The organism is Nanhaiella sioensis (assembly GCF_046557775.1).
GTDB lineage: Bacteria > Bacillota > Bacilli > Bacillales > SM2101 > Nanhaiella > Nanhaiella sioensis.
Genome location: NZ_JBKAEG010000002.1, coordinates 108,314 through 121,221, shown reverse-complemented (window position 1 = coordinate 121,221; position 12,908 = coordinate 108,314). Strand labels below are relative to the sequence as shown.

At 32.5% G+C, this 12,908-nt stretch carries 11 protein-coding genes and 2 pseudogenes; 11 read left to right on the top strand and 2 right to left on the bottom strand.

Annotation, left to right across the window (positions count from 1 at the left end):
* Positions 1-62: 62 nt before the first annotated feature.
* Positions 63-497, top strand: a complete 435-nt coding sequence (locus tag V1503_RS23910; protein WP_410629662.1) for a GNAT family N-acetyltransferase — start codon at positions 63-65, stop codon at positions 495-497.
* A gap of 168 nt (positions 498-665) precedes the next feature.
* Here the strand turns inward: V1503_RS23910 and V1503_RS23905 are convergent, their stop codons facing one another.
* Complete coding sequence (locus tag V1503_RS23905; RefSeq protein ID WP_410629660.1) at positions 666-1,379, bottom strand: ArsR/SmtB family transcription factor; 714 nt, start codon at positions 1,377-1,379, stop codon at positions 666-668.
* 309 nt (positions 1,380-1,688) lie between these two features.
* Between V1503_RS23905 and V1503_RS23900 the strand changes: the two genes are divergently transcribed.
* The 10 genes and pseudogenes from V1503_RS23900 to V1503_RS23855 all read left to right on the top strand — a co-directional run bounded on the left by V1503_RS23900 (position 1,689) and on the right by V1503_RS23855 (position 12,087).
* Positions 1,689-2,162 carry a DinB family protein gene (locus tag V1503_RS23900; RefSeq protein WP_410629659.1) on the top strand — a complete coding sequence of 158 codons (474 nt, stop codon included), beginning with the start codon at positions 1,689-1,691 and terminating at the stop codon, positions 2,160-2,162.
* A gap of 393 nt (positions 2,163-2,555) precedes the next feature.
* A pseudogene (locus V1503_RS23895) lies at positions 2,556-2,840 on the top strand (DUF1456 family protein); the annotation flags it as partial.
* 353 nt (positions 2,841-3,193) lie between these two features.
* Positions 3,194-4,048: pseudogene (locus V1503_RS23890) on the top strand (alpha/beta fold hydrolase).
* 423 nt (positions 4,049-4,471) lie between these two features.
* A complete protein-coding gene (locus tag V1503_RS23885; protein ID WP_410629657.1) occupies positions 4,472-4,873 on the top strand; it encodes an RDD family protein in 402 nt (133 codons plus the stop codon).
* A gap of 239 nt (positions 4,874-5,112) precedes the next feature.
* Complete coding sequence (locus tag V1503_RS23880) at positions 5,113-5,571, top strand: hypothetical protein (protein WP_410629656.1); 459 nt, start codon at positions 5,113-5,115, stop codon at positions 5,569-5,571.
* A 504-nt stretch (positions 5,572-6,075) separates the two neighbouring features.
* Entirely contained in the window at positions 6,076-6,420 is a 345-nt protein-coding gene (locus V1503_RS23875) for a helix-turn-helix transcriptional regulator (protein ID WP_410629655.1), read from the top strand.
* Positions 6,421-6,458: 38 nt separating this feature from the next.
* Positions 6,459-6,947, top strand: coding sequence for an AraC family transcriptional regulator (locus V1503_RS23870; RefSeq protein WP_410629653.1), 489 nt, complete (start codon positions 6,459-6,461; stop codon positions 6,945-6,947).
* Between the two features lie 529 nt (positions 6,948-7,476).
* Complete coding sequence (locus tag V1503_RS23865) at positions 7,477-9,990, top strand: serine hydrolase (protein WP_410629651.1); 2,514 nt, start codon at positions 7,477-7,479, stop codon at positions 9,988-9,990.
* Positions 9,991-10,030: 40 nt separating this feature from the next.
* A complete protein-coding gene (locus V1503_RS23860) occupies positions 10,031-10,921 on the top strand; it encodes a DUF4097 family beta strand repeat-containing protein (protein WP_410629649.1) in 891 nt (296 codons plus the stop codon).
* A gap of 332 nt (positions 10,922-11,253) precedes the next feature.
* Positions 11,254-12,087 carry a hypothetical protein gene (locus V1503_RS23855; protein WP_410629648.1) on the top strand — a complete coding sequence of 278 codons (834 nt, stop codon included), beginning with the start codon at positions 11,254-11,256 and terminating at the stop codon, positions 12,085-12,087.
* A 291-nt stretch (positions 12,088-12,378) separates the two neighbouring features.
* Here V1503_RS23855 and V1503_RS23850 read toward each other — a convergent pair whose 3' ends face one another.
* Entirely contained in the window at positions 12,379-12,804 is a 426-nt protein-coding gene (locus V1503_RS23850; RefSeq protein ID WP_410629647.1) for a hypothetical protein, read from the bottom strand.
* Positions 12,805-12,908: the final 104 nt, after the last annotated feature.

Here is a 12,908-nt window from a genome sequence, read left to right as displayed (position 1 = left end):
AATCTTGAATAAGAGAATCATGGAAGAGAAGATATAATATCGGGGAAGAAGGTGGTTACTTAGTGGATATAAGAGAATATGAATCTAATGATTTAGAACAATTCATAAGTTTGATGGCTGATTGGGGACATCCTAGTTTATTGGAAGATATGAAAGTAAGAATGGAACGTGTCGACTCTAATCCGAATTGCTACACCTTTGTTGCAGAAAAAGAAAAAGTTCTTGTTGGTATGATTGGAATAACCAGTCATACAACTTACACAAGTAACAAAATTAAGATTCAAATAACAGCGTTGGTTACGAAAAAAGAATATCGCAGTCAAGGTATTGCTAAATCCTTGGTTAAACATGTAGAAGAATGGGCAATTAGAAGAGGAGCTAATTTTATATATCTCTTTAGTGGAATAAGTGAAGAGAGAGTACAGGCACACGAACTATATAAACTTCTCGGCTATGAAATAACTGGTTATAGATTTATAAAGAACTTGGAAAGGTGACTTCCACGATCTGGCGCGATGATATAACAGAGGTAGAAATTGAGACAACTTTTTTATAAAATTTACATTTAACCTTCAAGAGAAGAAACCATTTTGATCAATCTTTTTCAAAATGGCTTCTTTTTGTTAGGGAAAATAGAAATGTTTGAGAGATGTTTTTGTCAAACTTTACTCCAAACCAACATTTTTCTCTTTATTCATGTTAATACCCAGTTGATCTTGCAATACCTTTGTACCCTTTTTTGTAAGATGTACCGCTCGATTCTTTTCTACTTTTGTAATCCATTCTTGCTCAAAAAATAGTTTAGCTATCGCAGACCCTAGCCAACCTGAAATATGATAACGCCGTTCACTCCAATCAAGACAAGGCTTTGCAAATATTCTCCTTTTTGTATTTGCCTCTTCGATATTAATTCCAAAATTTAAAAACCACGCCTTGCCTTGATTAGTCACAACGTATTCCCCGTCCTCCAAGGTCAGAAATTCCTTATCAATTAGCTTCTCAGTTATCTTTACACCAAGCTCTCCGGCAAGGTGATCATAACATGTTCGAGCATACCGAACCTGTTTTAGTTGATCAGACTGTCTTAAAGAGCGTACTTGAACAGTTGGTGCGATTGTCCCTAATTTTTCGAGAACTTCTGCAACCTCTTGATTAGCAAGTCGGTAATAGCGATGTCTACCATGTTGTTCAGCAATAAGCAGATTACCTTCGACTAATTTAGAGAGGTGAGAACTAATTGTTGGATGTGACACTTTAGCCATATAAGCTAATTCACTAGCAGGAAGAGCCTGATTACTCATTAAACAATCTAAAATTATTGCTCTTGTAGGTTCAGCAATTAGTTTTGCTATATATGAGATATTCGGATAAACATTCATATTTTGATGATACCCTAATTATAATTTTGCTACAATGGGGTCACGCCAACATTTCGCAGAAAACATACGCTAAGACAGTACCAAAAAGGGTTTTCTTTCGATATAAAGGGTACTTTGTTTTAGAGAATAAGTTTTGGGTCTTGAATTTATAATCAGAGAAAAAGTAGCTCTACAGATTCTAGCATCAAAAACGGTCATTATTGGAATACCCATATATATCAACACTTTTTTCCTTAGCGTATGTTTTGCTCTTTTTGTTGGTAGGACCCCTACAATCAACATGAATCTAATGGTAAGGAGAAATTAAATATGAATGTAATTGATCTTAGTGTATTGAATTTGAAAGAAACACGTCGACGCTCAATTAAACTATGGAGGTCTCTTCCTGATAGTTGGATAACTTGGAGGCCAGACAAGGATGCGATGACGTTTGGAGAGATGATTCGACATGTATGGAGTGGCAGTTTTGACTACCATATGATTATAAGAAATAATGGATCGGTTAAGACTAAAACAGCTCCTCCATACTTTCAAGAACCAATTGTTTCAGTTGAAAAAGAGGTTGAATTATCAAATCAGTATTTTGATGATTTTATAGAATATGTCCAATCGCTTTCAGAAGAGGAGTTTGAATCAAGACTAATTGATAGAAGTGATGTTGACTACCAGCGATATTTAGGAGACATGCTATTGCGGATTGCCTATCACGATGCAGTTCATGCAGGTCAATTTTTACAATATTTACGGATGGCTGGTTTGGAGAGGCCTATGATATGGGATTAAATTTCAATATATACCTTCAAATTAAAATAGTTACAAAATTGAAATGACTTTATGTACCCTTTCTCCACAATTGGGGGCTTAAATCGAAAATCATATAACAAGTTATCTCGAATTCCGTAAGGTTTGTAAAATGTTTTTGATCAAACTTTATTCTAAACCAACAATTTGAACTGTTTATAAAAAAATCGTACCGTCTTGATAAATGTAAATGTCCAAAACAATTTTAGAATGAGTGGAAAAACTATAGCATTTAAGTAATAAATTTAGATAAAAAAGCTGAGTCATGCGGAATTTTTCTGCATGCTCAGCTTTTTGTTTGTCGAATTTAAATCCTTTTAGATCTTCAGAAAGCACATTATTTACTGGTTCTTTTTTATTCTGTTGCTTTAAATATTTCTGAACAGTACGTTTATCAACTTTACCACGCCAAAACCGGGACAGCCAGAACGACAAGCATTAACGTATGAACATGTGAATAATCTTCTTCTAAAAAAAATGAAAATCGCTCTCTCTTTGACAAGTGAGGATATGATCGAGATATTGGAAGACGCTGGAGTGACTGGAGTGATCATAACAAAAGGGGAATTAGGTGCCCTATTACGTAAAGAAGGCCATAAGAATTACAAAGTGTGCGATGATCGGTACACGTGGAATTTCTTAAAAGGACTAACGATATGATACAGGGGATAAGACTTGAACCATACTTCTTGCTAAGCTTATATTACGAAGGTTAATCTACCAGGATAAACTGTTTCTACAAGTAGGAGTTGAACAGTCTTGCCGAACGGATCGAGTCCCAATGTGGCTAGCGTTCTACCCCGGCTACCTTAAGATTAATACCTATTAAAAATAGGTCAACCAGAAATGTTACTGGCTGACCTCATAATACGATATGGCGCATATCTGAAATATAGATATGTGCCATTAATCATTTTAGGACCGATTGTTGAATAATAAAATTAATAGATGATGTTAAAGTTTAGGAAGGAGTAATTAGGGAAGGTACAAGAATTTAGGAAAAGGGGATTTGTATGAAGAAATGGGAAAGGGAACATCTCGTAACAAAGCGTGGTGTATTTGAAATATATACAAAGGGTAATGGGGAACCTCTTTGTGTTACTCACCATTACTCTGAATTTAATGAGACAGGAGATTATTTTGCAGAGACATTTACCCAATTTAATAAAGTGATCTTAGTAAATTTAAGAGAGGCGGGTAATTCAGAAAAGGCAAATGAACCCTATCAGTTAAGCTTATTGGAAACTGTTTTTGACTTAGAAGCAATCCGTGTATCCCTAGGTTTTGAAAGGTGGGGGTTTGCAGGCCATTCAACGGGAGGAATGTTGGGTATTATTTATGGTATTTATTTTTCTGACCATTTAAATTTCAATGTTATAGTTGGGGCAGCAGCAAGGGAATATATGACGTTCTCAATAGATTGCATTTATAATTCAGTACACCCACAATTCCAACGAATGCAAGAACTAAGTGAATTATTGAAGAAGCCCAATTTATCAATAGAAGAAAGAAATAAACTAAAAGTTGCGAGAACAAAACTATCTTTATTTGAACCTGCAAGGTATGATGAATATTTTCCATTAAAAATTAGTAAAGAAATGTCAGCAATTAGGTTGAACTACTTTAGTAGAGAAGTGCAAGTATATGATGTAACCAAAAAATTGAAACTTATAACAACACCCACATTAATAATTTGAGGTAGATATGATGTACAATGTCCGATAAAGTACTCTCTTGAAATGAGTGAGAATATACCTAACTCAGTATTGATAATATTTGAAAAAAGTAATCATTATCCATTCTTAGAAGAGGCTCAATTATTTATTGAAGAATATAGTTCGTTTTTAAATGCAAAGGCTACACTTTGAACTTTATTCTTTATGTGGCGGATGAACTGGAATGGAGATTGTCTTTTACTCTATAGCTGTCCTTATAGGTATATTAACCGGAAATGCTATTAGAATATTGATTAAGAAGAAGGATAAGATGAATGTTTTGTTTAGCTAGTTTTAGAAATCGTATATTCCATGGTAATTTGAGCTTCATCTCTGAATTTGTGTTAGAGAGAGGATATCAGAAAGAACTTACGAGATTAAGTATAAAAATGCAAATTGAAATTGTTATTCAGCAATATGGCGCCTTTCTTGATTAAAGAGAGACTACCTTCTAGGTATTATTAGTTTAGCCTTATGTTAAAAAAAGATGTTATCTTTCATAAATTTGGAAGTAATCGAAAAAGAATATAGATGATATACTTTTCTAAAATAAGTTATTTATAGGGAAGTGTTTAAGTGGAACCGAGGTCAGCCAATTTAGCGTTGCGATTTTTTGCATATTTTATAGATAGCGTCTTTATATTCTTGTTTATTTCACTACCAATTTACTTGATAACTAAATCAGAAGAGGGTTTACTTCTAATTCAGATTATAACCAGTTTATATGTGATGGTATTACCTGTATTTTGGAATGGTTATCTAATAGGAAAGCGTTTAATGGGTATCAGAGTAGTAAAAACAAATGGCCAGAAGGTTACAATTGGAACAATGGTTATTAGATATATAGGTGGAAGTTTTCTCTATTTAATTTCATTTGGAATACTTCTAATCATAAGCATTTTTATGGTGATTTTGCGACAAGATAATCGTGCTTTTCATGATTTATTAGCTGGAACTATTGTTATAAATAGAACTTAGTATTTGGTGTAGATTGGAGTTTTATAATCTGTGAATTTTCCACAATGTGGCGCAATAATCTAGTATAAGCTATAGGTTCCTGGCTCCCTGCTTGGGGAAGGAAAATACAATACTGGGCTTCAAAAGTTGGTATCTATGAAAAATGGTTTGATAAGACTTGGGTCGGAAAAAATATTGATAAAGCTCTTAAGAAAGCAGAAAACTATTTAGTAAGTAAAATTTAGGGGGCTGAAATAAGGATGATACTACACATCTTAAATTTGATATTCCTGTTATTTGTAGTGTACTTTCTTTTCTTTAAACGAATAAGAAAATATAAGGATGTTATTCATAGAGGATTTATATATAGTATTATTGGTTTGAAAAATAAAGAAAAAAAAGTATATGAAGATGCCTTAGTTAATATGATGATTAATGAGGATGAACAAAGGAACGTTATGTTTATTCTAGGAAAATGGTATGCGAAGAAAAGGGACTATCAGCAAGCAACCTACTACTTTGATTTAGTTTTTGATGAAGAATATAAAAAAGGCTTTGCATTTCACCAAGATTTCACATTTGTGATAGACTCTTATCTAAAAAATAACCAACGAAACAATGCAAAGCGGATGTTAGATTATTTTTTAGAAAATAAATGGGTCGACAAGGATTATTCAAAATTAGAAAAAAAGTACAAACAATTTTTCATCAATAATTAAACAAAGTGTATTTTAATTAGATATATTTGGTAAATTGAAGATAGTAAAAGGAAGAAGTTTACTTAATATAATTGAGTTTAAATCTCTTTTTTTTAGAGTTATACAAGCATATGTGACAATAACTTAAGGGGTACAGCAACCTACATTCAACCTCCACATCGAAAAATTTCTCCAATGAATTGAAAGGGTCTTGGAATAAAGTTTACTAATTAAATATTATTCCACAATCTGGCGCACTTATTTAACAGTGCGTCTTTTTCTTGTATTGGGCCATATTCTAGAACAATGCCTTAAAAGAAATTTGGATTTGTAGGTTAAAATATAGAAGAGCTTGTGAAATTCTGCGCTAAAAGTAACGGCAGATTAATTAATAGATTCAATACCATAGAAAAAGAAAGAAAATATAAATTTGACTACTCAAAAGTTGATAATTTGAAGAGATATTTAGCTGGTATTCACTAAATCTATTCAGTTATAATTAAAAAAACTTGGTTGGTGTGTAGAATGGATGAATATATTAGATTAATGAACAAATCTGAAGACTATATTGAGAAAAATCTAAGCGAAAAAATTTCACTAGATGATTTAGCAAATAACGCAAATATGTCCAAGTATCACTTCCATCGTATATTTAGTAAGTATAGTTCTGAGACTGTCAAACAGTTTGTTACGAGAATAAAGATAGAGCGGTCTGGAATATTCCTCGCTGTCCGCACCGATTTAAGTATTACTGATATTGCTTTTCGATATGGCTACAATGATTTAAGTACCTATAATAAAGCATTTAAAAGGCATCTAGGGATGTCTCCATTGGAATTTAGAAAAGCAAGAAACGACAAGAATTCATAAGTATTCTTCGCTAAACTAATGTCAAAGGAGTTGATTTTGTGGAAAAGCCAATGATTACAGTGGAGAATTATGAAGTGGAAGTCATATATATACGCTTCAAAGGTACTTACACAGAGTTTAGAAAAAACAGTCGTAACATGTTCAATGAACTCTTCAAATTCGCAAAGAAATACGATTTAATCAAGGAAAATTTCACAAAAGTAATGACTATATACCATGACAATCCATTCGTAACTGACCCTAATAATTTGCGAACTAGTGTCGCAATGACTGTTCCCTCAAATACTACAATAGTAGAAGAAGGTATAATTGGTACTATGAAGTTTGGCGGGAAATATGCTGTATTACATTATGAGCTAAGTTTAGGTGAGTATGAACAGGCTTGGAAGTATGCTTATTCAGACTGGATACTGAAAAGTGATAAATATACACCTAGAGATTCTGTTCCATTTGAATTATATGTTACCGAGCCACCTAAAGATTTTAAAAAGAAGAGTAAGACAGACATCTATATACCAATAGAATAAGAGCATAAATTATCTTTCACTAACAGGTGGTAGAGTTCAATAAGTGTGCGAGCAAGTTTTAATAACTTTGGATGTTATGGTGCATATCTAAAATATAGATATGTACCATTATTCATTTTAGGGCCATATTGTGGAATAACAAGTATTTTTGATTAATCATTATTGGTTATAAATTGTAAGGAGATTCTTAATTCAAGACTGACTTAATTAGCTTGCTAATACTATATAGAAAATAGACAAATCCCTTTTCCGATACAAGGGGCGGGATTTAAAAAATTCTATACGACACAATAGATATGGTGGTTAATAAAATGGAGCTATATTGAAAAAGTAACGGGAACGTTCAAATCAGGCCCATATTTTACATCCTAAAAAACAATAATAAAATTTTTACAAAGATTTCTTTATTTTCAAAAAAATCCATGGTATAATTTTGATTGATTAATCAATCAATTTATGTGAAGCCTAGTTATATCTAATCAAATTTAATCGCTTCACGTATCATCAAAAAAGTACAAGGGGGATTCACATGAAAAAAAGTTTGTTTATTATGTTCATTAGTTTTGTACTTGTTATAAGTGCATGTTCTGCTGAGAACTCTACAAAAAAAAGTAGTGAATTAACACCAATATCATCGGGAGAAAATAGTGAATTAAATCAAGGGATGTATAATAAAATTGCTAATACTATGTCTGAAATTGAAGAAGACTTTGATTTTTCAGGAGCTGTCTATATAGGGATGGAAGGTGAAGAAATATACTCTAATGTTTTTGGTATGGCTGACTATGATCAAGATATCCCCAATACATTAAATACTAAATTCATTATGGCATCTTTGACTAAACAATTTACAGCAGCAGCGATCTTATTACTAGAAGAAAGAGGGTTGCTTCAACTTGACTATTTAGTAACTGATTATTTTCCTGAAGCTACTCAATGGGAAGGAATTACGATTCATCACCTATTATCGATGTCATCTGGAATTGTAAATTCAGATCATGTAATAGTTATTGAGAATCTTAATAGTTTTTTTGAGAATGTTGATAACAGTTCTGAATTTAATAATACTCCGTTGCCAACTGCAGAAGATACCATTGCTATATATAATGACATTCCTCTTAACTTTGAGCCTGGTGAAAAATATGAATATAGTGAGTCAAATTATATATTATTAGGATTGATCATAGAACAAATCTCGGGCGATGAATACGAAACATTTTTAGAACAGAATATTTTTGAACCTTTAGGAATGTTGAATTCGGGTTATAGTATTGACTGGGACATTCAAAAGAATAAAGCTATTGGGTATGAAAAAGTCAATTCTGAAAATGATGTTTATCCTATTCGATACAATTATTCCCTTCACCACTCTGCTGGGGGTTTGTATACGTCTATAAGTGACCTAGCAATATGGGATAGAGCCTTATATTCTGAAAAATTATTAAAAAAAGAAACAATAGATAAGATGTATGGTCCTTATACTGAGATTGATCCTTCTCATTCCGAATCTGGATTTAGATATAGTTACGGCTGGTTTACAAAAGGAAATAATGTTGAACACACAGGAAATGCACCAGGATATGTATCCCATATTTATCGTGATCTTGATTCAGAACTTGTCATTATTATCTTAAGCAATAATGAACAATACTTAAGAGGAGACATTATCTCAAATGTCACAAATATACTTTCTAACATTGTGAAAGTGAATGTGGAACCAGAATTTTTGCCAAACCCTGTACCGGCTGGTAGTTACGCAAACTATCATATCGATTTTGAGATGAATGAAGACGGGAGATTTTTTGCAGAAGCTGAGATAAAGGTTGAGAATTTATCTGAGGATAATTGGTCCGATCTTACATTTTATTTTATTCCGAATGTATTTACTGCGGGGAATGAGCGATATGAAGATTTATTAAATCTATATGGTTATCAATTAGAATATACTTCAGACGCTCTCATAAATAATGTAACTTTAAATGAGATAAATGCTAAATATGAACTGCAATACGATACTTTGAAGGTTCAGTTAGAGGAGGTGTTGGAGCCTAAAGACACCACCATAGTTCGCATTGCATATGAATTTAATACTCCTAAAGGAGGGTTCCGCTTTAGTGAAGAAGGAGGAAACTACCACTTAGCACAGTGGTATCCGATGTTAGCCAATTATGAATCAGGTTGGAATAAAAATGATTATTTCCCAGTCCCAGAATCCTACCACACTACCCATTCTAACTACAATGTTTCTTTTAAAATTCCACAAGGATATACAATATTTAGTTCCTCAGAACAAGACTTACCTTCCAACACAACTTCAGGAGAATTTAGTGCAGAAAATATAAAAGAAATGTATATGACAATTTTACGGAATGATATGGTCGTTCAAACGGATGGTGTAGATGGTATTGAAATAAGAGTAGCTGTCTCACCTGATAGAACTGATGAAATAGAAAATATAATGGAAACTGCTAAAGAGTCTGTAGCATACTTTGATCAGAAAGTTGGTTCTTTTCCTCATAATCAATTAGATATTATTTTGGTTAATCATTTAAATATGGAATACCCTGGAGTTGTTACCATTTCATCAATTCATTCACTTGTTCATGAAATTGCTCATCAATGGTTTTATGGAATTGTGAGCAATAACCCTTATGATGAGGGTTGGTTGGATGAAGGCCTGACGACTTTTGCTACATCGTATTATTACTATGATCATATCGGGCTTCATGAGAATGAGGCTTTTGCATTCCCAAAAAAGCACTCGAATCGAATTAAATATAATTTAATTACTGAACCTGCGAATGTTTCTGTGTTTGATAATACAAAGCAAAAATTATTAGGATTATATTATGGTGTAGCTCCTATGAAAATATGGGAATTGTTGAAAGACAATGGAATGAAGGATAATGCAACAGACTTTTTAAAAGCATACTTTGAAACATATGCATACTCACACGTGAACACGGAAGAGTTTGTTCGATTTACTCAATATTATTTTAAATTAGATAACACTAGTTTTTTTGAGGATTGGCTGGAATATTGAAAGCAAGATCTTATAAACGAATAACAGGAGGAAATAAAGCATGAAAAAGCTGTTGGTAGGGTTACTTGTTGTATTATTTATTGGAATAATCGGTTCAGTTGTTTCAATAAATGCCACAGGTGGGTTATCCTTTAATACTGTAGATTTACTTGAAAAAAAAGAAGTAAAGAATGAAGAGATCAAAAAAATAGACATTGACTTCCCATCAACTGATATTGAGGTTCAGCCTTCTGACGATGATTCCTTTATCATTGAGGTGAATGGTAGAGTTAGTGAAAAACTGAAGGATAAATTTAAACTTAATGTAGAAGAACGAGGTGATTTGTTAAAGGTAGAATTTCAAGATCCTAACACGTTTTTTAATATTGGCGTATCTATCGTGGATACTACTGTTTCAGTTTACTTACCTACAAAGGTATATGAATCAGTAACAATAAATACAGCGTCAGGAAATATTGAAGCTGAACAATTAAACACAAATCAATTGAACGTGTCAGCAGCATCAGGAAATATTAAAATGAAAGACATGCAAGCCGATAAAGTTTACACATCAACAGCATCGGGGAATATAACAGTAGATCAACAGCAAGCAATTACTTCATCTTTTGAAGTAGCATCTGGTAACATGTATTTAACAAATGTAGTAGGTAATGTAACTGCACATAGTTCATCTGGAAACATTACTTTACACAATGAGGAATCTTCTGGTAATATATCTGCTAATGCTTCAAGTGGTAATGTAAATATTGAATACGTAAATGCCCCGTCTTCACTTTATATAAATTTTAAAGCTAATTCAGGTAATGGGGCAGTTAAATTAGATGGTGTCAGCTATGAGGAAAAATCTAATGATCGAATTATTGGTACCATTGGGTCTGGCGATCATGAAGTAATTGTAGATATTATATCTGGCAATTTCAAACTCCGTTAATTGAGGTGGCGAGACGACAATACACTTGTGTACTTTACTCATATATGATCTTAATCACCTTTATTATTCTTCACTAGATCTGTACAATTTCCAATAAAGATGTTCCGCAATATGGCGCAAGAAGGTAATAAAGGCTATCTGGACTATGTTAAGGATAGTTACCTATTAAGTAAACACAAGTGATATTATATATCGTATCTTCATAAACCAGATAACTAATTTTAATAAAGCGAATGTCGATTTTCTTAAATATAATTGTTGCAACGATGAGAGATACTGGTCCTTCACATATATTTTGTTCGCCCATAAGCTGAAAGTATGAGGTGATGAATATGTTATTACGGAATCAAATCGACTCAGTTGCGTATCATCAAAAATATTTTCGTCCATCAAGTTTACCAACTTTAAATTTAAGATTTCAAACTTCGGAGTTCTTCAAGCCCTTTTATAAAAAAACTCATGATCAAATTCAGGTACCCCCAGAGTTGATTAAAACTCCTGAAGAAACCCTTCTTAATTATTTTAGTATTTTGCGTGAAGCCGAAAATATGGGCGGGCGAAGCTGTGGAACTATTGGTAATGCACGAGTTCCATTTCCACTTGCTTACAATTTTTTATCGAATAACTATAAAAAAAAAGTGAGTTATGAAAACTATCTTGATTTGTTTGCTGGTATTGGGCATACGAGTTTGATCAAGCTTTGTAGGGTGCCCGATCTAAAACGGGGCATAAGATTTTTTTATGAAATTGAAACAATTGAAGGATTTAAAGGCAAGAGAGCCGAATATTTTGGTTATTCTTACGGATTTATTCAACTTGTTCATGAAGAAGAAGGTTACCGAATTTCACATTTGAAGCAGTATCCTGAGGATTTTCTATGCGCCCCGTACCACTTATGGCAACATGACGCGGAATCAGTTGTTAATGTGAAATATGGGCAATGGTGCAAGTTGATTCAGAAAAGATTCCCAACCATAAAAAATGGATATATTAAACATATCTATTTTCACGGTAACGATGGTGCTGATTATTATTTTATATTTTTTATATTAACAAATGGTACTGACATAGAAATTGCACAATTTCGCAAAGTAGGCCTTAAAGAGTGGAATCTAGTGGAAATGAAGCCTGAAGAAGAATGTTTACCAGAAAACAGGGTGCCGTAAAGTATATACTTTTCTTATTTCTGTCCCTGAGTTCTTTTCTTGCACTTAAACGCTGTTACATGGTCTAAGTACCAAGACTCTTGTTATGAGGGCTAAAGTAGTTATATGAAACATAATAGAAAATGTGTCAATTAAGGAGTTGTACCTACGAAATTGTCATCACCGCAATAAGGAAATGTTACATTTTAATACTTTATACACTCATACCCCCTCCTATTTTAGGTTGGGGTAAAATTAACTGTTATGCAACAATTGTTTCCTAATTGAATACCTTACATAAGCATTTGTTTATTAATCCCAGCCATTTTGTTGATAATTTTTCAACTCAAATTTAAGTCCCTGGTCAAAATTAACGCTATATTCTAAAGTATCTTTATACCAACTCTTGAGTCCATTTTCATATTTTTTATAAATTTCAATATCGATAAACACATCATATTGTGTATTGTCGTTTTCTTGCCTCTTAAAAACCTCTAAATTGCCTAAACCGAAACCAATTGGAGTGCTTTTACTTAATTTATATTGATTTTTTACTGCTTTAAAAATATCTAGAATTAATATATCTACAAGTAACTCATCTTTGGCATTTGAATTATTAAGCATATGGGTTTGCGCTTTTACTGTCTCAGATTTGTAATGATTACTAAAATAAATTGCTACAACTAATATAGTCAATGTGAAAATTACTCCAATAAAAATAAATTTATTTTTCAACAATAAAACATCCCCTTTGAAAGGTTTGTATTATTATTCCATTTTTCCATTTTTCTCATACATATGGGTTTCTTAGATTCCTATCTTAAAAAAACTGTTTGTGGAAT

Bases quoted from the DNA above. Each gene is read 5' to 3' on its own strand.
- V1503_RS23865 (WP_410629651.1), top strand. From the start codon at position 7,477: ATGAAAAAAAGTTTGTTTATTATGTTCATTAGTTTTGTACTTGTTATA.
- V1503_RS23860 (WP_410629649.1), top strand. From the start codon at position 10,031: ATGAAAAAGCTGTTGGTAGGGTTACTTGTTGTATTATTTATTGGAATA.
- V1503_RS23900 (WP_410629659.1), top strand. From the start codon at position 1,689: ATGAATGTAATTGATCTTAGTGTATTGAATTTGAAAGAAACACGTCGA.
- V1503_RS23880 (WP_410629656.1), top strand. From the start codon at position 5,113: ATGATACTACACATCTTAAATTTGATATTCCTGTTATTTGTAGTGTAC.
- V1503_RS23855 (WP_410629648.1), top strand. From the start codon at position 11,254: ATGTTATTACGGAATCAAATCGACTCAGTTGCGTATCATCAAAAATAT.
- V1503_RS23875 (WP_410629655.1), top strand. From the start codon at position 6,076: ATGGATGAATATATTAGATTAATGAACAAATCTGAAGACTATATTGAG.
- V1503_RS23905 (WP_410629660.1), bottom strand. From the start codon at position 1,379: ATGAATGTTTATCCGAATATCTCATATATAGCAAAACTAATTGCTGAA.